At 59.5% G+C, this 19,055-nt stretch carries 25 protein-coding genes; 14 read left to right on the top strand and 11 right to left on the bottom strand.

The features are described from left to right. Positions 1-387: 387 nt before the first annotated feature. On the top strand, positions 388-783 hold the full coding sequence (locus tag FHX16_RS08795) for a DUF1236 domain-containing protein (RefSeq protein ID WP_183861446.1): 396 nt from the start codon (positions 388-390) through the stop codon (positions 781-783). A 58-nt stretch (positions 784-841) separates the two neighbouring features. Here FHX16_RS08795 and FHX16_RS08800 read toward each other — a convergent pair whose 3' ends face one another. The 3 genes from FHX16_RS08800 to FHX16_RS08810 all read right to left on the bottom strand — a co-directional run bounded on the left by FHX16_RS08800 (position 842) and on the right by FHX16_RS08810 (position 2,767). After that, the gene (locus FHX16_RS08800) at positions 842-1,687 is read right to left on the bottom strand and encodes an aspartyl/asparaginyl beta-hydroxylase domain-containing protein (protein WP_183861448.1); all 846 of its coding nucleotides are present in this window, start codon (positions 1,685-1,687) and stop codon (positions 842-844) included. Positions 1,688-1,850: 163 nt separating this feature from the next. Further along, positions 1,851-2,192, bottom strand: coding sequence for an SMR family transporter (locus FHX16_RS08805; RefSeq protein ID WP_183861450.1), 342 nt, complete (start codon positions 2,190-2,192; stop codon positions 1,851-1,853). Between the two features lie 14 nt (positions 2,193-2,206). Continuing rightward, a complete protein-coding gene (locus tag FHX16_RS08810) occupies positions 2,207-2,767 on the bottom strand; it encodes a TetR/AcrR family transcriptional regulator (protein ID WP_183861995.1) in 561 nt (186 codons plus the stop codon). 138 nt (positions 2,768-2,905) lie between these two features. On the opposite strand from FHX16_RS08810, the gene FHX16_RS08815 reads away from it, so the two are divergent. Then, positions 2,906-3,295: a group II truncated hemoglobin gene (locus FHX16_RS08815; protein ID WP_183861452.1), complete on the top strand. Its 390-nt coding sequence runs from the start codon at positions 2,906-2,908 to the stop codon at positions 3,293-3,295. Between the two features lie 7 nt (positions 3,296-3,302). After that, positions 3,303-3,671 (top strand): DUF423 domain-containing protein, encoded by a 369-nt coding sequence (locus tag FHX16_RS08820; protein ID WP_183755643.1) that lies wholly within the window; start codon positions 3,303-3,305, stop codon positions 3,669-3,671. Positions 3,672-4,042: 371 nt separating this feature from the next. Here the strand turns inward: FHX16_RS08820 and FHX16_RS08825 are convergent, their stop codons facing one another. The 5 genes from FHX16_RS08825 to FHX16_RS08845 all read right to left on the bottom strand — a co-directional run bounded on the left by FHX16_RS08825 (position 4,043) and on the right by FHX16_RS08845 (position 6,900). Next, a complete protein-coding gene (locus tag FHX16_RS08825; RefSeq protein WP_183861454.1) occupies positions 4,043-4,357 on the bottom strand; it encodes an antibiotic biosynthesis monooxygenase in 315 nt (104 codons plus the stop codon). A 9-nt stretch (positions 4,358-4,366) separates the two neighbouring features. After that, positions 4,367-4,636, bottom strand: coding sequence for a hypothetical protein (locus FHX16_RS08830; protein ID WP_183755641.1), 270 nt, complete (start codon positions 4,634-4,636; stop codon positions 4,367-4,369). Next, entirely contained in the window at positions 4,633-5,040 is a 408-nt protein-coding gene (locus tag FHX16_RS08835) for a DUF2325 domain-containing protein (protein ID WP_183861456.1), read from the bottom strand. The genes FHX16_RS08830 and FHX16_RS08835 overlap by 4 nt, the downstream gene beginning before the upstream one ends. Before the next feature lie 112 nt (positions 5,041-5,152). Next, on the bottom strand, positions 5,153-6,442 hold the full coding sequence (locus tag FHX16_RS08840) for a cell envelope integrity protein TolA (RefSeq protein WP_259127026.1): 1,290 nt from the start codon (positions 6,440-6,442) through the stop codon (positions 5,153-5,155). A 59-nt stretch (positions 6,443-6,501) separates the two neighbouring features. Beyond that, positions 6,502-6,900, bottom strand: coding sequence for a hypothetical protein (locus FHX16_RS08845; protein WP_246712596.1), 399 nt, complete (start codon positions 6,898-6,900; stop codon positions 6,502-6,504). A gap of 186 nt (positions 6,901-7,086) precedes the next feature. On the opposite strand from FHX16_RS08845, the gene hemP reads away from it, so the two are divergent. From hemP to FHX16_RS08880, 7 genes are all read left to right on the top strand, one after another. Then, entirely contained in the window at positions 7,087-7,269 is a 183-nt protein-coding gene (gene hemP, locus FHX16_RS08850) for a hemin uptake protein HemP (protein ID WP_114713878.1), read from the top strand. A gap of 9 nt (positions 7,270-7,278) precedes the next feature. Continuing rightward, positions 7,279-8,331 carry a hemin-degrading factor gene (locus FHX16_RS08855; protein WP_183861468.1) on the top strand — a complete coding sequence of 351 codons (1,053 nt, stop codon included), beginning with the start codon at positions 7,279-7,281 and terminating at the stop codon, positions 8,329-8,331. Between the two features lie 7 nt (positions 8,332-8,338). After that, positions 8,339-9,235, top strand: coding sequence for a hemin ABC transporter substrate-binding protein (locus FHX16_RS08860; RefSeq protein ID WP_259127028.1), 897 nt, complete (start codon positions 8,339-8,341; stop codon positions 9,233-9,235). Positions 9,236-9,237: 2 nt separating this feature from the next. After that, complete coding sequence (locus FHX16_RS08865) at positions 9,238-10,350, top strand: iron ABC transporter permease (protein WP_183861997.1); 1,113 nt, start codon at positions 9,238-9,240, stop codon at positions 10,348-10,350. Positions 10,351-10,360: 10 nt separating this feature from the next. Next, a complete protein-coding gene (locus tag FHX16_RS08870; protein ID WP_183861472.1) occupies positions 10,361-11,152 on the top strand; it encodes a heme ABC transporter ATP-binding protein in 792 nt (263 codons plus the stop codon). 144 nt (positions 11,153-11,296) lie between these two features. After that, positions 11,297-11,656, top strand: a complete 360-nt coding sequence (locus FHX16_RS08875; RefSeq protein WP_183755634.1) for a YqjD family protein — start codon at positions 11,297-11,299, stop codon at positions 11,654-11,656. Between the two features lie 9 nt (positions 11,657-11,665). Then, on the top strand, positions 11,666-12,067 hold the full coding sequence (locus FHX16_RS08880; protein ID WP_016554881.1) for a hypothetical protein: 402 nt from the start codon (positions 11,666-11,668) through the stop codon (positions 12,065-12,067). An 84-nt stretch (positions 12,068-12,151) separates the two neighbouring features. On the opposite strand, the gene FHX16_RS08885 is transcribed toward FHX16_RS08880, so the two are convergent. Together FHX16_RS08885 and FHX16_RS08890 are read right to left on the bottom strand one after the other, a co-directional pair. Then, entirely contained in the window at positions 12,152-12,706 is a 555-nt protein-coding gene (locus FHX16_RS08885) for an RNA polymerase sigma factor (protein WP_016554882.1), read from the bottom strand. Between the two features lie 8 nt (positions 12,707-12,714). Beyond that, positions 12,715-12,876: a NepR family anti-sigma factor gene (locus FHX16_RS08890; RefSeq protein ID WP_246719852.1), complete on the bottom strand. Its 162-nt coding sequence runs from the start codon at positions 12,874-12,876 to the stop codon at positions 12,715-12,717. 296 nt (positions 12,877-13,172) lie between these two features. On the opposite strand from FHX16_RS08890, the gene FHX16_RS08895 reads away from it, so the two are divergent. The 4 genes from FHX16_RS08895 (at position 13,173) to preA (ending at position 18,233) form a co-directional block, all read left to right on the top strand. After that, entirely contained in the window at positions 13,173-13,967 is a 795-nt protein-coding gene (locus FHX16_RS08895; RefSeq protein WP_259127033.1) for a response regulator, read from the top strand. A gap of 200 nt (positions 13,968-14,167) precedes the next feature. After that, on the top strand, positions 14,168-15,175 hold the full coding sequence (locus FHX16_RS08900; protein WP_405049272.1) for a sensor histidine kinase: 1,008 nt from the start codon (positions 14,168-14,170) through the stop codon (positions 15,173-15,175). Positions 15,176-15,542: 367 nt separating this feature from the next. Continuing rightward, the gene (locus tag FHX16_RS08905) at positions 15,543-16,904 is read left to right on the top strand and encodes an NAD(P)-dependent oxidoreductase (protein WP_259127036.1); all 1,362 of its coding nucleotides are present in this window, start codon (positions 15,543-15,545) and stop codon (positions 16,902-16,904) included. Between the two features lie 15 nt (positions 16,905-16,919). After that, entirely contained in the window at positions 16,920-18,233 is a 1,314-nt protein-coding gene (gene preA, locus FHX16_RS08910; RefSeq protein WP_183861476.1) for an NAD-dependent dihydropyrimidine dehydrogenase subunit PreA, read from the top strand. A 258-nt stretch (positions 18,234-18,491) separates the two neighbouring features. On the opposite strand, the gene FHX16_RS08915 is transcribed toward preA, so the two are convergent. After that, positions 18,492-18,635, bottom strand: coding sequence for a DUF1127 domain-containing protein (locus tag FHX16_RS08915; protein WP_183861478.1), 144 nt, complete (start codon positions 18,633-18,635; stop codon positions 18,492-18,494). Positions 18,636-19,055 lie beyond the last annotated feature (420 nt).

Genomic DNA, 19,055 nt, shown 5'->3' on the forward strand with positions numbered 1-19,055 from the left:
TCAGCTTGCCGGCAGTGGCACGTTGATCAGTCCGGCTCACGCCGGAGAGCATGGGACCAGAGCCGTCCAGTTACACCACTGCAGTGGGCACGATCTAGCGGCGGGATGGCGGGAAGAGGAAATTGCTCCATCTCGCAAACGCTGCGGAAGATTATGTCATGTACCTGGCCACCAAAGCGAAACGCAAAGTGATGGCGGCCAATAACAACTGAGCAGTCCCCCGAACGACCTCGAGACCCCTTTTCATCGGCTCAGGTTCAAGGCATCTCCCGTCACTTTATCTGACGCCTTGGCTTCAAGCGTCTCTCTTGCAAGTGCCGTGTTTTCGGGAACAACGGCCCTCCATGCTCGTTCTGTGTTCCGCAAACTCGAGCTAAGGAGAAGCAAATGTACAAGGCTCTACTTGTCAGCAGCGCGATCGCGCTGTCATCCCTGGCCACGACCGCTCTGGCTGATGGCGCCGTAACCGGCGCAGCCGGTGGCGCGGTTACCGGTGCAATTGTCGGCGGTCCCGTTGGGGCTGCAGTCGGTGGTGTGGCGGGCGCCGTTGCCGGCGCCGTGATCGATCCGCCACCGCACGAAGTCGTCACCTACGTTCAGTCACAACCCGCGCCGACCGCACCCGTCGTGATCCAGCAGCCAATCGTCGTGGGCAAGCCCATTCCGGCGGACGTTATTGTCACACCCGTTCCAGACAACCCGAAGTACGCCTACACCGTTATCAATGACCGCCACATGATCGTTGAACCTCAGACGCACCGCGTTGTTCAGGTTCTCGACTGATCCTGAATCAACTGGCCCCGCGTGTGCGGGGCCTCTTTCTCAGTTCCGGAAATGATCGCTAGTTCTGCGGCCTGTTCCTGAAGGCTTCCGCTTCCGCGTAGAACTTCTTTTCCCATTCCTTGTGGTTATCCAGCCCTTCTCGAATGAAGGGCGTGAACACGGCGACGTTCATCAGCGCCCAGTTGACGAGGCGTGCCGGGAATTTCAACGGCTTCACGAAATCGACAAACAGCACCACGCGAGTCTTGTCCGTGTGGTTCCAGGCTTCGTGTTCGTAGGCGTCGTCGAAGATCAGAACCTTACCTTCCTGCCAGTGGCAGATCTGGTCCTTGACCCGGATAGCGAGCTTGTCTGCAGGTTCCGGCACGATCATGCCGAGATGCAAGCGAAGTACACCATTGTAAGGGCCGCGGTGAGCCGGTAGATGTTTGCCGGGCTCGAAGATCGAGAACATGGCGGTTTTCAGTCCCGGTATCTTCTGCACCGACTGCCAGGTTTGCGGACAGGCCTTGATGTTCTGCTCCGACTTCAAGCCGAACCCGGCCAGGAAAAATGTCTTCCAGCCGTTATCGCTGGAGATCGACTTCACGTCCGTCGAGATGTCCTGGAATGTCGGCAGCTCACTCTGTCGTAGGAGCACGCGGTCAAGCTCGGCGCGGATCTGCGGCCAGGCCTTTTCAACCTCGGCGGCCCAAGGGAAGGTCGCGTTGTCATAGACCGGCGGATTACCGAGCTTTGCATATTTGAAGTTAAGCTTTTCCGCCCAGGCGACGATACCCATGAAGAAGCGGGTGATAGCGCTCGGCCGGCCCATCGGCTCGATGCCGACGGTGCTGAAGGATTGGCCCTTCGCGGGAGAAGCTTGAGTTTCGGAAAGACCTGCGTGAGCGGTGCCGTCGGCCATGGGTTGTCCAATGCGTAGGATAAGCCGTGAAAAGTTCAAAAAGATATGGAGATGGCTCCATTTTTCACAAGCCCGCGCAGCGGTGGTCAAAATGTCGCGACGACATTTGCCGCGCCGTAGCGGATCAAGATCGTTAGCCAGATAAGTCCGGATACGGATAAAATCAATGGGATATCGATTTCGAGAAAAGGTTGACCACCAGCACGCCGGCAATGATCAACCCCAGGCCAATGATGGCCGGCAGATCGAGCCGTTGCTTGAAATAGATGAGGCCGACCGCGGATATCAGCACGATGCCGAGCGCGCTCCAGATCGCGTAGGCGATACCGACGGGAATGATCCTCAACGTCATCGACAGGCAATAGAATGCCGCCGCGTAGCAGACAACCAGGACAATCGTCGGCGTGGCCCGGGTAAACTGCTGCGACAACTGCAGTGCCGTTGTGCCGATAACCTCGAGCACAATCGCAGCAAATAGCAGGGCGTAGACTGCAGCGGGAGCCATGGCGCGATCCTATTTTACTTGTTGGTCAATTCGACAAGGCGGGCAATCAGCGCCTGGCGATCGCCGCCGTCGTCATAACTACCGAGCATGTCGGCAAGCCAGAGGCCGTCGGCCGCGAACCGAATGATCTGCGCGTCGACGGACGAATCCGTACCCACGTATTCTTCGGTCCGCTCTTGTATCCACTCGCGCCAGCGCTGCCGAAGTCGCGGCTCGGCAAGCAGCGCGACGGTCACTTGCGCCCAGTGGGCAGCCTCGTCGGGGCGCCCCCTCAGATCGGCGACGGCATGCAGATAGGCCCGGCTGAAACGGCCATGCGGCGCCGGGTCCTCGCGCATGCGCTCATTGATATCGACATCAAAACGATCGAGGAGGCTCTCGAAAAGCGCGTCAAGCAAGGCGTTCTTCGTCGGGAAGTGATGGAGCAACCCACCTTTGCTCACACCCGAAGCACCGGAAACGGCATCCAGCGTCAGGGCGGCCATGCCCTGCTCCATCGTCAGTCGCGCGGCTACGTCCAGCAACTGCTGGCGTACGACGAGAGGTTGCTTACGTCGGTGATGAGCGAGTGACATGATCATAAAAGATACCGTCCAGACGGTTTTGTCAAGTAGCCTGTAGTGCGACGACGAATTGCCGCGGACTATGGACTATTTCTGGCGGTTGCAGTTCCCTTGTTGCCAGGGCATTAAAGGATTTTGAGGAGCGGAACCGTGACGGAAAAAGTCATCACGCTTTACGAGGCAATCGGCGGCGACGCCGTCATCCGTGCGCTGACGCACCGCTTCTACGAGCTGATGGATGCGTTGCCGGAAGCAAAGCACGTTCGCGCGGTCCACCCGCCGGCGCTGGCAGGCAGCGAGGAGAAGTTCTACGAATACCTGACGGGGTATCTCGGCGGACCGCCACTCTACACCGAAAAGCGTGGGCATCCGCGCCTCCGAAGCCGGCACTTTGTTGCGGAGATCGGCCCTGTGGAGCGCGATGAATGGCTTCTCTGCTTCCGCCGCGCGCTTGAGGAAACCGTCGCCAACCCGAAGCTGCGCGAAATCGTCCTGCCGCCGATCGAGCGACTTGCCTATCACATGCAGAACAAGGAATAGAACAACCATGACGCTGAACACGCGCATCGCACCGCTATTCTACCTATTCGCCGGTCTGTTCGGCTTTGCCGGCGTGGCACTGGCGGCTGCCGCGGCGCACGGTGGCGGCGAAGCGCATCTGGTTGCGTCGGCTTCGACGATGTGCCTGGCGCACGCCCCTGCCCTGCTCGCGCTTGCCATCGGGGCTGAAAGACTCCGCACCGCGTGGCTCGCCGGCATACTGATAGGCGCGGGTACACTTCTCTTTGCGGGCGATCTCGTCGCGTTGCGCTATGCAGGTTCCGGATTGTTCCCAATGGCCGCGCCGACAGGCGGATTTGCCATGATGTTCGGCTGGCTAGCGATCGCGGCGGGCGCCCTTTTCCGCCGAAGCTGATCGATCAGCTGACCAGTATGCGCCCAAGCCGCATCAGGCTGCCGTGCGGGTCGTGGACATAGAAGTCTTCCATGCCCCACGGGAGTCGCTCCAGTGCCCGTCAGGCGCGCCGCTCTTCTTTCTTGAGCTCGGCATGGAACGCGGCTTTCCTACCGCCGCACCAATAGACGGCCGTCGCCTCGCACGGCGCTCGCTCGCCGACGAGCCCGAAAATGCAGCTCCATCTCGTTCCGGCGAGACATGAGATAATCCGGAGACTGGTAAATGATCCGGTCAAAGCCAAGCACCTCGCGATAGAAGGCCAGCGTTTCATCGAGACCAAGCGACGGCAACGGGCAAAACCTCCGCGCGATCCGGATCCAGTTCGGCGGTTAGATGCCAGCCACCACATTGAAGCCTTCGAAAACCGGCGGTCCCTTGTACATCGCCTTGCGCTCGCCGGCGCTGCGATGCGCAGCGCGGAAGTTCTCAGACTTCGTCCAGTTCACGAAGTCTTCTTCGCTCCGCCAGAGTGTATGCGAGGAAAACAGGGTGTAGTCTTCCTCGGCATTCGTCCTTCCGCGCAGCAGGCGAAATTCGACAAAGCCGGGAACCTCGGAAAGGCTGGAATCGCGGTTGCGCCAAACTTCCTCGAAATCCGCCTCAGATCCGATCGCAACCTTGAATCGGTTCATCGCAATATACATGGAGAATCCCTATCCCTTCCCTTTTGTGCCGGTCCGCACAGGCGCGAAGGCCACGACATTATTGCCGTTCGCGGCCTCCAGACCAAGTGGCTTCTCCGGCTCCTGCCCGGGCATTCTTGCCTCCCACAGCGGAAATTCGGACACGTTGGGATACTCTCGGCGTCGCTCGGCGTTCCGCAAGAGCAGATCGTAGAGCTCCGGCACAAGGCCGTCGCCTCTTTGAGCGGCGAGCTTGTGCAGGCCGATCATCATGACCCCGTCAGGGCGTTCTTCATTCATCGGGAATTGTCTCGTTCGTTCATGGTCTGCAGCGCACGTTCCAGGCTGGACTTGCTGCCGTTCCGAAGCGGAATGAAGGCCTTGCCGAACTTCTTGCAGCCGGTCTTCACGCGCAGGCAGGCATCGTGGCTGATACAGTCGATCGGGCAAAAGACGCAGTCGACGGACGGAAGCACGGTGTCGATGCGCGAGACCGCTTCGCGCAGACCGCCATCGTGGTGGATCAGTTCTGCTCCAAAGCTGCTTGCGATCTGACGAAGATGCGCCACCTGGCAGTCCCGTCCGCCGACATACAGGAAGCTGCGTCCATCAAGTTTGGACCGCCCGGACGTTTCCTGAACCGTCTGGATATCAGCGCTGACGCGGATCTCGCGGTTGGAACCCTTCTTCGTCTTTCGAGCCATTGCCCACCCGTTCGCTCGTTGATCGTCACACGATTCCTGCGTGTGCCGGGGGACCTTATTAAACTTGATTTTTAGAGTAAAGTATAAAGTTGATTATGATAGTCATATTTTGTCAACGGCCTGTCACCTGGACGTCCTGAGTGAACGACCAGACCGGTTTGCCCCACTCTGCAGGGAGCGGAGGAAATGGCGCAGCGCGCCGGATACCCTCGACAACAGCCTGATCCAGCTCAGGAATCCCTGAGCTACGCGCGATCGAAAGACCGCTCAGATCGCCGCTGACGCCGATTGTCAGGCGAACGCGGACACTCATCGATGCGCTCATGCGCTTGTATTCCGACGGCACCCTGACCGAGCGCTTGATCCGCGACTGCACTTTGCCGGGATAATTGGCAACGGCCGCGCTCCCGGCACCGCCACTGCTGCCAGCGCCGCGCGAATTCTGGTTCGACGTTGCCGTCTCGGTCCCGTCGGCGGCCCCTCTCTTGGAGTCCTGCTTGTTTTCACCGCCCGATCCAGCGGATGGTTTAGCCTTCTTCGGCGGCTCCTTCTTCTCGATGGGCTTTTTGACGGGCTTTTCCGCTTTCGGCTTGGGCTCCGGCGTTGGCTTATCCGGCTCGGGAGTGACAGTTGCCGTTTCGACCGGTTGAACTGGCTTGACTTGTTCCGGCGCTCCTTCAGTAACCGAAGGCGTTTCCGCAGGAACCGCGGCCGCTACTTCGGTCGCCATCGGCTGCACAACGGTTGTCTCGGATGGCGACAGCGAGGTCAACACTTCAGGCTCAGCGGCAACGACGCTCTCCGGCGAGACACGAGTAACCTCTTGCGTCGGCGCAATGGTCACCGGCTCCGTTGTCGCTGACTCCGCCGGCGTCGCCGCCATCGGCCGGACCGTCTGCGTCTGTACGGTCTCGGCCACGATCTGCTCGGGTTGCGGCTCCTCAGCCTTCTCGCCCGCCGCCGCCTGGTCCGCCTCGGAATCGCCAAGAATAATGACGCTCACCACCTCGCCGGCTTCTTCGACCGGATCGTGCGGTGTGACCACAAATCCGACCACCAGGATCGCGATGATGGCCACATGGCACGCAAAGGAACTGAGGCAAGCCATCACCACATTGCGCTGACGTGGTTTTTCGTTCCTTTCCCTTGCGGCACTTGCGTCCAGCGCCGGCGCCGCTGCGACGCTGCTGCTGGCGCTCTGCGGGTCTTGCGGGAAGGATTCGATCAATGCCAAGCGGGCATAATGAATGGAGACTTCCGCAGCTGGCTGGCGCGGTGCATTGCGAAGATCAGACAATTCATGCCCGGGATGCATTCCGGGATTGTTGTCGTTCATTCCGCTATCGGCGACCGGCTCCTCGACGAGAATGACTCTCGATTCGGATTTTGCTGAAACTGCCATTTGCGCCTGCCTCGGCCAGTTGAAACAGAAAATCGCCGGCTGTCATGCCGGCGAGCCACTCAACCCTCGAAGGGAACGGAAACCTGTGAACGCGTGACGAGCCCCTTCATGCATTCACCCGAGGCCGGCCCATCGCAGATCGGCGCGTCGTTGATTAGCAGACGCGTGACGCTCTCGCACTTGACGTTCGGCATATCGAACTGACGCACTCGCTTCTTGCCCTGTGGAAGATCACGGAAATCCAGTACGGTGACCCGGTCCACCGCATTCTTGTCGTTGAAGAAAGCAAGCTCGAAGGAGATTTTGCTGATCGGCGCAGCGAGATTGTTGAGCGCGACGAAGGTCATCATGCAGCCCTTCTGCGAGGGCGCAAGGCCATTCAACTCGACCTCGATCCCCTTGGACGGCGATGCTGCGGCGGCATCCTGAGCAAGAGCATGAGAAGCACCCGCAACCATGATCAGACCGCTCGTCAAAAGCGCTGCAACCTTGCTCACTGCCATTCCTTCCATCAGTAGAACCTAAAACTTGACTTATAAAGTCCGCTATTGCGTCATTAAAAAATGATGACTATGAGAGTCAAGATAATAATGGATTTTCCCGGCGTTGCGCGCCGCGGATCAAGCAGAAATAACCGACCGGAAATGATGGTTGAGAAGCCAGACACCTTTAGTCATGCGTCGCTGCAGCGCGAACCAACGGCAGAAATGCGCGTTCTGGAAAGTGCGGACATTTTTCGCGGAGCGACCGAAATCATGATCCGCCACGATGGCGTGGTCTACCGCATGAAAATCACCCGTCAGGGCAAACTCATTCTCAATAAGTAGGGCTAGGACATGACTGAAACCACGAAACCGGCTCCCGCCGACATTCGCGCATTCCGTGCAGAGAATCCGAAGATGCGCGAGCGTGACATCGCCGCTCAGCTTCAGATTCCGGAAGCCGCGTTAGTTGCAGCCGAGGTCGGCGTCAGCGCGACCCGTATCGACGGCAGCGCCTTGAAACTTCTGGAGCGGGTCGCTGAACTCGGCGAAGTCATGGCCCTTTCCCGCAACGAAAGCGCTGTTCACGAAAAGATCGGCGTTTACGAAAACATCACCGCCGGACCGCACGCTTCGATCGTGCTTGGGGAAAACATCGACCTCCGCATTTTCCCGAACCGCTGGGCGCATGCTTTCGCAGTCTCCAAGAAGGACGGCGACCAGGAACGCCTGAGCCTGCAGTACTTCGACAAGGCCGGCAACGCCGTTCACAAGATCCATCTTCGCCCGAGCTCTGACGTCGAGGCCTATCACGCCATCGTCCGCGATCTGAAGCTCGACGACCAGTCGCAGGAATTTGTAGCTGATCCGGCGCCCACGTCGATGGACGAGAGCGGCGAAGTCTCGCGCGATGAACTGCGGGAGCACTGGAGCAAGCTCACCGACACGCACGAATTCTTCGGCATGCTGCGCAAGCTGAAGATCGGCCGCCAGGTCGCCGTTCGCACCGTCGGCGACGATTATGCATGGCAGCTCGACAACACCGCGACGGCGGAGATGATGCACGCCTCGGTCAAGGCTGGCCTACCGGTCATGTGCTTTGTCGCCAACAACGGCATCGTCCAGATCCATTCCGGCCCGATCTTCAACGTGCAGCCGATGGGTCCGTGGATCAACATCTTCGACCCCACCTTCCACTTGCACCTCAGGCAGGATCACATCACCGAGACCTGGGCCGTGCGCAAGCCGACGAAGGACGGCCATGTGACCTCGCTCGAGGCCTACAATGCCGAGGGCGAAATGATCATCCAGTTCTTCGGCAAGCGTAAGGAAGGCACCGACGAGCGCGACGATTGGCGCACCATCATGGAAAACCTGCCGCGCGCAGGAACCAGCGTCGCGGCTTGAGCGGGAGATGACGATGCGTAAGGAACCGCAAAGCAAGCGGCTTCGGGCAATGGCATTTTCGGTGGCGGCGATCATCTCGTCGTTCGCTGCCGCGCCCGATGTGATGGCCGCCGACAAACTGGATACGAGCCGCCTCGTCTCCGTCGGCGGTGACGTCACCGAGATCATCTACGCGCTTGGTGAGCAGAACCGCCTGATCGCGCGCGACACGACCAGCATGTATCCCGAAGCGGCAACGAAGCTGCCCGATGTCGGCTATATGCGCGCGCTGTCGCCGGAAGGCATCCTTGCGATGAACCCGACGGCGATCATCGCCATCGAGGGATCCGGTCCTCCGGAAGCGCTCAACGTACTCAAGGGCGCGAGCGTCCCCTTCGAGACTGTACCCAATGCCTATACCCGCGAAGGCATCCTCGCCAAGATCGACCGGGTCGGCGATCTCCTCGCTCAGCCCGACAAGGCAAAGGCGCTGGAGGACAAGGTCGGCGCGGATCTGGACGCGGCAATCGCCGACGCCGCCAAGCGGCCCGAAAGCGAGCGCAAGCGCATCCTCTTCATTCTGAGCATGCAGGGCGGCAAGATCATGGCCTCCGGCACCGGCACGGCTGCTGATGGCATCATCAAGTTGTCGGGTTCGGTCAACGCCGTGGGCAACTTTCCCGGCTATAAGCCCCTCACCGATGAAGCGATCGTCGAAGCCAAACCTGATGTCATTCTGATGATGAACCGCGGCGACGGATCCGGCACCACCAATGAAGACCTTCTCAAGCAGCCAGCATTGGCCCTGACGCCTGCCGCGCAGAAAAAGGCGATCATTCGTATGGATGGTCTGTATCTCCTCGGTTTCGGCCCCCGCACCGCGAGCGCCGTCCGCGAATTGAACGCGGCGATCTACGGGAGCTGATGATGGCTCTCTTGGACGCCATGGGACAGAAGCGCGCCATGTTTTCGCTGGCAGGTCTCCGGGAACTCCACAGGGCGGGCGATCGCAGTCGCCTTGCCCTGTTGGCGATCCTTCTGCTTGCGGCTGGCTCCGTCCTGTCTCTGTTGTTTTCAGTAACGACAGGCGCCTCAAACGCCTCGTTTGTCGATGTCATTGCCAACATCGCCGGCTCCGACGAAGCCCTGAACGCGCGTGACAGGATCATCATCTTTGATATCCGCATGCCCCGCGCCATCCTTGGCTTCCTCGTCGGTGGCTCGCTGGCCGTCTCTGGCGCCATCATGCAGGGCCTGTTCCGCAATCCGCTTGCGGACCCCGGGCTGGTCGGCGTCTCCTCCGGGGCAAGTCTCGGAGCAGTCGTTATCATTGTGCTCGCCAACACCTTTGCAGCACCGCTCTACACGCTGCTCGGCATCTACGCTTTGCCGATCGCAGCCTTCGGCGGCGGCCTTGCCAGCACGTGGTTGCTATACCGGATCGCAACCGGGAACGGCCAGACCTCGGTCGCCACGATGCTGCTTGCCGGCATCGCGCTCGGCTCGCTTGCCGGTGCGCTCACCGGCCTGCTGATCTACATGGCCAACGATCAGCAACTGCGCGACCTCACCTTCTGGGGCATGGGCTCACTTGCTGGAGCGACATGGGCAAAGATTGCCGCCGCCGGCCCCATCATCCTTCTCTCCTTCGCCGCGATACCGTTCATGGCGCGTGGCCTGAATGCGATAACGCTTGGCGAAGCCACAGCGTTTCACATGGGTGTCCCCGTTCAACGGTTGAAAAACATCGCCATCGTCTGCGTCGCCGCAGCAACTGGAGCTTCCGTCGCGGTCAGCGGCGGTATCGGTTTCGTCGGCATCGTCGTTCCGCATGTATTGCGCATGTCGATCGGCCCCGATCACCGCTTCCTGTTGCCGGCCTCGGCGCTTCTCGGCGGCTCACTGCTGATTTTCGCAGATGTGCTTGCAAGGACCATCGTCGCGCCGGCCGAACTGCCGATCGGCATCATTACCGCGGCTGTCGGTGGCCCGTTCTTCCTTTGGATTCTGTTGCGGCATCGCGCACGCCTTGCCCTTTGAGTATTGAGCAATGATTGAAGTATCCGGCGTTTCCGTGCGCCTTTCCGGCAAGACCATTGTCAGTCAGGTCGGTTTTACGGCGGAGGCGGGACAGTTGACCGCGATTGCCGGCCCGAACGGTTCGGGCAAGACGACGACGATGAAGGCGGTCTCGGGTGAACTTCCCTACTCCGGCTCCATTGCTTTCAATGGGCAGGAAGTCAACCGGTTACAGCCGTGGCAGCTGGCGACAATGCGGGGCGTGCTGCCGCAGGCAAGCTCGATCTCCTTTCCATTCACCGTGCGCGAAGTGGTGCGGATGGGCTTGACCACCGGCGTCAACCGAAAACCCGAGAAGGCCGAGCAGACTGCTGCGAATGCGCTGGCCTCCGTCGATCTCGACGGCTTCGAAGGCCGTTTCTATCAGGAGCTTTCGGGTGGGGAGCAGCAGCGTGTTCAACTCGCCCGCGTCCTCTGCCAGATCGCCGAGCCTGTCGTCGACGACAAGCCCTGTTGGCTTCTGCTTGACGAGCCGGTATCCAGCCTCGACATCAGCCACCAGCTGACCATCATGACGCTGGCGCGCAAGTTCTGCGAGGCTGGCGGCGGCGTCATCGCCGTCATGCATGACCTCAACCTGACCGCGCTCTTTGCCGACCGGATCATCCTGATGAAATCGGGGCAAGTGGCTGCCAGCGGCAGCGTCCGCGATGTCTTGACGGACGAGACGATGGAATCCGTCTTTGGCTGTGCGCTGCGGATTAATCAGGTCCCGAAGGACGGCACGCCTTTCGTACTTGCGCATAGTGCGATCCAGGCCTGATACAATCCAGCGTAGCGGAACTTTTTGCCGGACGACCGCGTTAAGCAATTGACGATTTGGGTCATTGCCGGGCGACAATCTTCATGCAAACGTCGGCGACGGCCCTGTGTTAAACCAGGCCGCAGCAGAGCGCGCGCCTTACCGATGGAGAAAATCGTGGCCTCTTCGCTCCTCCACCCCATTCGCAGCCGGCGTAACGGCGGCACGCTTCACAACATCGAATCCACCATCGAAGAGCAGATCGAGTCTCTTCGCGAGGAGATCGCAGCGCTAACGAAGATTGCCGGAAAGCAGTCGCGGAAGTCGAGCGATCGCCTTCGCTATCAGGCGGCGGCAGGTTACGACGATCTTGTCGCCCGCAGCGAAGACCTGATCCACGAATTGCAGGAAGGCTATCTTCGCGGCGCGCATGAAATGCGCAACACGGTGCGCAAGCATCCCCTCGCCACCGTCGGCGCCGCGGCAGCCTTTGGGCTTGTCCTCGCCCTCCTTGCCCGCCGTTAAGGAGGCTCGATGCTCTTCCCCATTCTCAGCCTGCTGGTAGGCACGAGTGTTCATCGGACCGTTGCGCGTACAAAGCGCAACGGTATTTTCGTGGCGATTGCCGCCGTGCTTTTGTTGACCGCCTACACACTCGCGGTCGTTGCTGGTGCGATATGGCTATCGGGGATCTACGGGCCTATCGGCGCAGCCCTCTTCCTGGCCGCCGCAGCACTGCTGATCGCGATCGTGGTCCTCGTCATCATGATGGTGATCAACGCGCAGGAAGCCCGTCGTGCACAGGAACGCAAGCAGGCACTGGAATCACTCGCCGCAGTCGGCATTGGTCTCGTCCGCGCGCAACCCTTATTGACCGCCGGAGTGCTCGCAGCAATCGTGGCAGCCAATCTCATGGGTTCCAAGCGAGACGACTGACGGCTCGCATTGCTGCAATCAACTTTCACGAAAAAGGCCGGCGCCCCGAGGCAGCCGGCCTTTAATCGCTGAGATGTGCAGAATTCAGAAAGCGAAAGCCTTGGAGGTCAGCGGCGACGACGTCGCATCCGGTCCGAAATCGGCCTCGCCGGAAATCTGAAGCAACTCCTGGAGGCGCTGACGAGCGCGGTTGACGCGGCTCTTGATAGTCCCGACGGCACATCCGCAGATCTCCGCGGCTTCCTCGTAGGAGAACCCCGAGGCCCCAACTAGGATAATCGCTTCACGCTGATCGGGCGGCAACTGGTCGAGTGCCTTCTTGAAATCCTGAAGGTCAAGCGCCCCATACTGCGACGGGTGCATTGCCATCGACTCGGTGAACAAGCCGTCGCTATCCTGGATTTCGCGTCCGCTCTTGCGCATCTGACTGTAAAGCTCGTTGCGCAAAATCGTAAACAGCCAGGCTTTCATGTTCGTGCCCATCTCGAAATGATCCTGCTTTGCCCAGGCCTTCATGATGGTGTCCTGAACAAGGTCATCGGCCCGATCGTGGCGGCCGATCAGCGAGATAGCGAAGGCTCGGAGGCTGGGAAGAGACGCGAGAAGTTCGCGTTTGAAGCTCGGTTGCTGCTTTTCCATGGAGCCACCTACTTCGCGGCTTTGGCCGAAGCGACAAGTTCGGCTTGATCCAACTTCTCGAGCAGATCGAGAAAGCGGTCCGGAATAGCCTCTTCCTGCACGGCAGCATAGAGCGATCGTAACTTTACCCCGATCTGGCTGTTCGGGTCCAGTATATCGCTTGCGCGCATTTCCAGCCGCTGCCGATCTTTTTCATTCTTCCGTGTCGTCATCAATCGTCACTTTACTTCTGTTATTCGCGCGTCCTGCCGCCCGCCTTAAGTTCGTCTTAACTAATTCAGCCGCTTGGGCCAACTGATTGGCGAACACCCCGTCAGGTGCCATGGAACAAATGCGATGAGCCCTCTGTTGTAGGCACCATAATGCTGCCAGAGAAAAAAAGTTCCTACTTCTCAGGAACATTTTTACAGTCCGTGACGTTTTAATCGCCATTGAGGGCCGCTCGGGCCTCTAGTGGGAGCTTTAAATGACACTTTCGACTCGAATCGCGCCGCACCTTCCTTACCTGCGTCGTTATTCCCGCGCGCTTACCGGAACGCAGACCTCAGGCGACGCCTACGTCGCTGCTGTGCTTGAGGCGATCATTACAGACATATCCATTTTCCCGGATACTGCGGATGACCGCGTCGCATTGTACAAACTTTTCACCGCGCTCTTTGGTTCCGTCACGGTCCAGATTCCGGAACCGGCGTCACCTTACGCGTGGGAGCAGCGTGCAACGCTGAACCTCGGCAAGGTTTCGCCGCGCGCCCGTCAGGCCTTTATCCTGGCCTCTGTTGAAAACTTTCGCGTCGGAGAGATCGCCGAGATCTTGGGCGTGGAAGAAGATGAAGTGGTCGGCCTGCTCGACAGCGCATCACGCGAAATCTCTCGCCAGGTTGCGACCGATGTCATGATCATCGAGGACGAGCCGCTGATCGCGATGGACATCGAACAGATGGTAGAAAGCCTCGGCCACCGCGTCACCGGCATTGCGCGTACCCACGCCGAAGCAGTTGCGCTTTACAATAGGACCCGACCGGGCATGGTTCTTGCGGATATCCAGCTTGCCGACGGCAGTTCCGGCATCGATGCGGTCAACGACATCCTCAAGACCGCCAGCGTGCCAGTGATCTTCATCACCGCCTTTCCGGAGCGATTGCTGACCGGCGAACGACCGGAGCCGACATTCCTGGTCACGAAGCCGTTCAATCCTGACATGGTCAAGGCCTTGATCAGTCAGGCGCTCTTCTTCAACGAATCCACCAAGGCCGCTGCCTGAGGAAATGGCGCCTTAGAGGAACAAAAGGAAACGGGGGTGCGTTTCGGGTAAATCCGAGACGCTCTTCCGCCTTAAGGTTTTGTTTCAGCGCTTTACTCTAGGATGAGCTTCCCTATCGAAGGGCATCTTTCTCAGGGGGACTGAGAGAAGATCAACACGGGAAAGGCGACTAGGTGAATACGAATGAACCAGTGCCCGGTATGCCCTTCGCGCTGGAAGAAAAAGCGGTATTGCTGCAGCGAGCCCTCGCCAGTGCGGGGATCTGCGTGATCTACCAGGATCCTCGCCTATCGATCACCTATGCCGATAACCTGCCTCCGCATTTCCAGTCACTGGCGATACCAGGCGGAACCGACGCCGATCTTTTCGGCGAGCTGCAGGGAGCCAATCTGACGAAACTGAAGCAGCAGGTATTCGAAACCGGAAGACCTGCTACGACCGAGGTCGACATTTCGATCGACAGTGAAATGCGCACCTACGAGTTGAAGATCGAACGCGCCGGTGGCGATCAACCGGTCGGAATCCTTTCCGTCATCTCAGAGGTAACGGAAACGCGGCATCGCGAGAAAGTGCTGAAGTCCCTTCTTCGCGAACTCTCCCACCGCTCCAAGAACCTTCTCGCAATTATCCAGGGCATTGCCACCCAAACAGCCCGCAACACCATATCACTGGATAGCTTTCTGATGAAATTCCGGGGGCGGCTGCAATCGCTGTCGAATTCTCAGGACCTGATTACCGACTCCAGCTGGCGTGGTGCCTTCCTCTTCGAACTGGCTGAGAAGCAGTTCGCACCGTATTGGCCGGAGACCGCGGGACCACTGCCGATCTCCGGGATAAACGTTCACCTCACTCCCAATGCCGCCGTGCATGTCGGTCTGGCGCTCCACGAATTGATCGTCAACTCGGCATCCTACGGAGCAATCGCCGGCAGCAAGCCTGCCGTCACTCTAACGTGCCGCGAAGTGGCCTCGGCCGGACGAAGGACCATCGAGATTTCATGGACGGAGACGCTGTGCGATCCCGCCGAGATTCATGAATTCAGCGAGAACAGCTTCGGTAAAACGGTGCTGGAGCGCGTCGTACCCTCCTCTGTCAACGGCAAGGCCGAACTGACGCTGGTACCTGGTAGGATCGAATATAACCTGACAATCCCCGACGCCGAATTCGAAATTCTTAGGCGCCCCCCTCAAAAGGCCGCCATGCGCTAAACGAAGAACAGCCAGTGCGAGGGCGGCGCACCGGCTGTTCTTTCACTCACCGGGAGGGGACCGTGAGTACGTCCAAACGATGGGTTGGGGGCGCGCATGTTGGGTCGATGCGGTCATCGTTTGGATATCGCAGTAACGAGCAGGTATCCAAATGGTTCCCGGCGCTTCTCAGAAAAATATCGATTTCTTTACTTTTTTATTTGCGGGGCGATAACAGGCTCTGATAGCCCTCGGCTCAAAAGAAAATAACGATATAAAAACAACGATATAGGCTCAAAAATCTTCAAAAATTTTACCGTTTGATAAATTTTTGAAGCTGAGTTACGCTTTCCCTCACTGGCCGTTTACCAATAATGAGGGAACTTCAATGGAACGACTGGGAACTGGGATTCGTGCTGGCCGGCTTTCGCCTGCAGAGTACGAGTCGAATTTCTCCGATCTTCATCCGCGCCTCGACAAGCACGAGGCGCTGGTTGCAGCTGACCGCTGTTATTTCTGCTACGACGCGCCGTGCATGACGGCCTGTCCCACCTCCATCGACATTCCGCTCTTCATCCGACAGATCGCCACCGGCAATCCGATCGGATCGGCAAAGACGATCTTCGACCAGAATATTCTGGGCGGCATGTGCGCCCGCGTCTGTCCCACCGAAGACTTGTGTGAGCAGGCCTGCGTGCGCAACACGGCAGAGGAGCGTCCTGTCGAAATCGGTCGCTTGCAGCGCTACGCCACCGACACCGCCATGCAGGCGGATAGACAGTTCTACAGCCGCGCCGCCTCATCAGGAAAGAAGGTCGCCGTGGTCGGCGCCGGTCCTGCTGGCCTTGCCGCCGCTCACCGCCTCGCCGCAAAAGGCCATGACGTCGTCATCTATGATGGCAAGGCCAAGTCCGGCGGCCTCAACGAATACGGCATCGCCACCTACAAGGCGGTCGATGACTTCGCCCAGAAGGAAGTCGACTACGTTCTCGCGATCGGCGGCATCGAAGTCCGTCACGACCAACTGCTCGGCCGCGATTTCTCGCTCGCCGATCTGCAGTCGCAATATGATGCCGTCTTCCTCGGGATCGGCCTTGCTGGCGTCAATGCGCTTCGTGTCGAAGGCGAAAACCTGGCCGGAGTCGATGATGCCGTCGACTTCATCGCAGGCCTGCGCCAGGCCACAGACAAGGGCGACGTTGCCATCGGCCGCCGCGTCGTCGTTCTTGGCGGAGGCATGACCGCCATCGACGCCGCCGTGCAGGCGAAGCTCCTCGGCGCCGAAGAGGTGACGATCTGTTATCGTCGCGGCAAGGAGCACATGAACGCCTCGGAGTTCGAGCAGGATCTTGCGACGTCCAAGGGCGTCATAATCCGCCATTGGCTGGCGCCGAAGTCGATTCTTGCACAGGATGGCAAGGTCGCCGCGATCGAGGTGGAATATACCAAGCTAGTCGATGGCCGCCTGTCGACGACTGGCGAAACCGGTGTCATAGCCGCCGATCAGGTCTTCAAGGCGATCGGTCAGACCTTCGACGCGTCAGGCCTCGGTGCTCTGCGCATGGAATCCGGCCGCATCGCCATCGATGCGGATGGCAAGACTTCGCTCGACGGCGTCTGGGCCGGCGGCGACTGCGTCGTCGGCGGTGACGACCTGACCGTTTCGGCGGTCGCGCAAGGGCGCGACGCCGCTGAATCCATCAACCGTATGCTTGCTGCCGGCGCGCAGCCGGCCGTTGCCGTCGCGTGAATGGGAGAATGAACAATGGCTGATCTCCGCAATAATTTCGTCGGCATCAAGTCGCCCAACCCGTTCTGGCTGGCCTCGGCACCGCCGACCGACAAGGCCTACAACGTCGAACGTGCCTTCAAGGCCGGATGGGGCGGCGTCGTCTGGAAGACGCTCGGTGAGGAAGGTCCGCCCGTCGTCAACGTCAACGGCCCGCGCTACGGCGCGATCTGGGGCGCCGACCGCCGCCTGCTCGGCTTGAACAACATCGAGCTCATTACCGACCGCGACCTCTACACCAACCTGCGCGAGATGAAGCAGGTGAAGATGAACTGGCCGGATCGGGCGCTGATCGCCTCGATCATGGTTCCTTGCGAGGAGAATGCCTGGAAGGCGATCCTGCCCCTGGTCGAGGAGACTGGCGCCGACGGCATCGAGCTCAACTTCGGCTGTCCTCACGGCATGTCGGAACGCGGCATGGGCTCCGCGGTCGGACAGGTGCCGGAATATATCGAAATGGTCGTGCGCTGGTGCAAGCAATACACGCGCATGCCTGTCATCACCAAGCTGACGCCCAACATCACCGATATCAGAAAGCCGGCGCGGGCCGCCAAGGCTGGCGGCACCGACGCCGTCTCGCTGATCAACACGATCAACTCGATCACCTCGGTCAATCTCGACACCTTTGCTCCGGAACCGTCGATCGACGGGCGCGGCAGCCACGGTGGCTATTGCGGACCGGCCGTCAAGCCGATCGCCCTCAACATGGTGGCCGAGATCGCTCGCGATCCGGAAACCTATGGCCTGCCGATATCAGGCATCGGCGGCGTCACGACATGGCGCGATGCGGCCGAGTTCCTGGTGCTCGGTGCCGGTAACGTGCAGGTCTGCACGGCGGCGATGACCTATGGCTTCAAGATCGTCCAGGAGATGATCACCGGTCTCTCGGACTGGATGGATGCCAAGGGCCACCGCAACCTCGACGACATCACCGGCCGCGCGGTCCCGAATGTTTCGGACTGGCAGTACCTCAACCTCAACTACATCGCCAAGGCGAAGATCGACCAAGATGCCTGCATCAAGTGCGGTCGCTGCCACATCGCCTGCGAGGACACCTCGCACCAAGCGATCACCCAGTTCGTGAATGGCGTCAGGAAGTTCGAGGTGATGGAAGAGGAATGCGTCGGCTGCAATCTCTGCGTCAACGTCTGTCCTGTTGAGAATTGCATCACCATGGAGCAGCTTCCGGTTGGAGATCTCGACAAGCGCACCGGCAAGATTGTCGATCCAAATTATGCAAACTGGACGACCCATCCGAACAACCCGATGGCTCGACAGGCCGCGGAGTGATGGACTGTAGCGCCGCGGCTTCTCCGCGGCCCTTTACTTGCTGAACCCTACTCCTCATTCCCACCAAGCATAGGAATGAGGAGTAGCAGAGCCGCTGATTTCGCCTCTCGACCAGCGCCCACAATCGGACGCGTATAATCCGCAGGAAAGTTCTCTCCTAACCCGGCACACATCTCATCGCGGGTTCGGGAGCGACCGCACAAACAAAAGCGCCCGCCTGAAAAGACGAGCGCTTCGAAACCATTGCAATAGCGCTACTTAGCGCGCGGCAGCCCTTGCTACCATCTCGATGTCGGCGCGATTGATGCCAAGGTCGTGCAGTTCGCGGTTGCTCATCCGGCCAAGCTCGGAGACCGTCTGACGGTACTTGCGCCAATTGTTGAAAGAACGTGCTACATTCATGATAATCCCCTTTCCTTGGGCTTTCGAAGTTAGCTGCCAGTCGTTGGCGCTTCGATTACTTCGATGGCCTTCATATAGTGGCGCTATGTGGGGGATTGGAGCGCCAAGAATCGATCCCAGCCATGCTTTCAACGCATGTCTCCAAAAAGGCGGGTGTTGACCGACATCGCTGAAAGCTCGCCTCGATGGCGCTTCTCTCGTGAACAGCGCGACGTTCACTAGCGGCGTTTGACCGCCAGCGACCGCCTGAGCGAGCCTCTAAAACAGGCACTATTACTGGTGAGCGCTGATTTGCGGATTGGGACCTATTGGCCGGACCGTCCCATCTACGTCGCTTGTTTTTCCCCATCCCGCCCAGACAAGTATTGCAAGACTGGCAACAAAGACAAAAGCCAACGTTCCCATCAGATCGCTACGCAA

Origin of the sequence: Rhizobium sp. BK661 (genome assembly GCF_024808825.1) — a bacterium.
Taxonomy (GTDB): domain Bacteria; phylum Pseudomonadota; class Alphaproteobacteria; order Rhizobiales; family Rhizobiaceae; genus Rhizobium.

Excerpts from the sequence above, each read along its gene's own strand:
- FHX16_RS08795 (WP_183861446.1), top strand. The coding sequence starts at position 388 with ATGTACAAGGCTCTACTTGTCAGCAGCGCGATCGCGCTGTCATCCCTG.
- FHX16_RS08800 (WP_183861448.1), bottom strand. The coding sequence starts at position 1,687 with ATGGCCGACGGCACCGCTCACGCAGGTCTTTCCGAAACTCAAGCTTCT.
- FHX16_RS08805 (WP_183861450.1), bottom strand. The coding sequence starts at position 2,192 with ATGGCTCCCGCTGCAGTCTACGCCCTGCTATTTGCTGCGATTGTGCTC.
- FHX16_RS08810 (WP_183861995.1), bottom strand. The coding sequence starts at position 2,767 with ATGTCACTCGCTCATCACCGACGTAAGCAACCTCTCGTCGTACGCCAG.
- FHX16_RS08820 (WP_183755643.1), top strand. The coding sequence starts at position 3,303 with ATGACGCTGAACACGCGCATCGCACCGCTATTCTACCTATTCGCCGGT.
- FHX16_RS08825 (WP_183861454.1), bottom strand. The coding sequence starts at position 4,357 with ATGTATATTGCGATGAACCGATTCAAGGTTGCGATCGGATCTGAGGCG.
- FHX16_RS08830 (WP_183755641.1), bottom strand. The coding sequence starts at position 4,636 with ATGAATGAAGAACGCCCTGACGGGGTCATGATGATCGGCCTGCACAAG.
- FHX16_RS08835 (WP_183861456.1), bottom strand. The coding sequence starts at position 5,040 with ATGGCTCGAAAGACGAAGAAGGGTTCCAACCGCGAGATCCGCGTCAGC.
- FHX16_RS08840 (WP_259127026.1), bottom strand. The coding sequence starts at position 6,442 with ATGGCAGTTTCAGCAAAATCCGAATCGAGAGTCATTCTCGTCGAGGAG.
- FHX16_RS08845 (WP_246712596.1), bottom strand. The coding sequence starts at position 6,900 with ATGGTTGCGGGTGCTTCTCATGCTCTTGCTCAGGATGCCGCCGCAGCA.
- hemP (WP_114713878.1), top strand. The coding sequence starts at position 7,087 with ATGATGGTTGAGAAGCCAGACACCTTTAGTCATGCGTCGCTGCAGCGC.
- FHX16_RS08855 (WP_183861468.1), top strand. The coding sequence starts at position 7,279 with ATGACTGAAACCACGAAACCGGCTCCCGCCGACATTCGCGCATTCCGT.
- FHX16_RS08860 (WP_259127028.1), top strand. The coding sequence starts at position 8,339 with ATGACGATGCGTAAGGAACCGCAAAGCAAGCGGCTTCGGGCAATGGCA.
- FHX16_RS08865 (WP_183861997.1), top strand. The coding sequence starts at position 9,238 with ATGGCTCTCTTGGACGCCATGGGACAGAAGCGCGCCATGTTTTCGCTG.
- FHX16_RS08870 (WP_183861472.1), top strand. The coding sequence starts at position 10,361 with ATGATTGAAGTATCCGGCGTTTCCGTGCGCCTTTCCGGCAAGACCATT.
- FHX16_RS08875 (WP_183755634.1), top strand. The coding sequence starts at position 11,297 with ATGGAGAAAATCGTGGCCTCTTCGCTCCTCCACCCCATTCGCAGCCGG.
- FHX16_RS08880 (WP_016554881.1), top strand. The coding sequence starts at position 11,666 with ATGCTCTTCCCCATTCTCAGCCTGCTGGTAGGCACGAGTGTTCATCGG.
- FHX16_RS08885 (WP_016554882.1), bottom strand. The coding sequence starts at position 12,706 with ATGGAAAAGCAGCAACCGAGCTTCAAACGCGAACTTCTCGCGTCTCTT.
- FHX16_RS08890 (WP_246719852.1), bottom strand. The coding sequence starts at position 12,876 with ATGCGCGCAAGCGATATACTGGACCCGAACAGCCAGATCGGGGTAAAG.
- FHX16_RS08895 (WP_259127033.1), top strand. The coding sequence starts at position 13,173 with ATGACACTTTCGACTCGAATCGCGCCGCACCTTCCTTACCTGCGTCGT.
- FHX16_RS08900 (WP_405049272.1), top strand. The coding sequence starts at position 14,168 with ATGCCCTTCGCGCTGGAAGAAAAAGCGGTATTGCTGCAGCGAGCCCTC.
- FHX16_RS08905 (WP_259127036.1), top strand. The coding sequence starts at position 15,543 with ATGGAACGACTGGGAACTGGGATTCGTGCTGGCCGGCTTTCGCCTGCA.
- preA (WP_183861476.1), top strand. The coding sequence starts at position 16,920 with ATGGCTGATCTCCGCAATAATTTCGTCGGCATCAAGTCGCCCAACCCG.
- FHX16_RS08915 (WP_183861478.1), bottom strand. The coding sequence starts at position 18,635 with ATGAATGTAGCACGTTCTTTCAACAATTGGCGCAAGTACCGTCAGACG.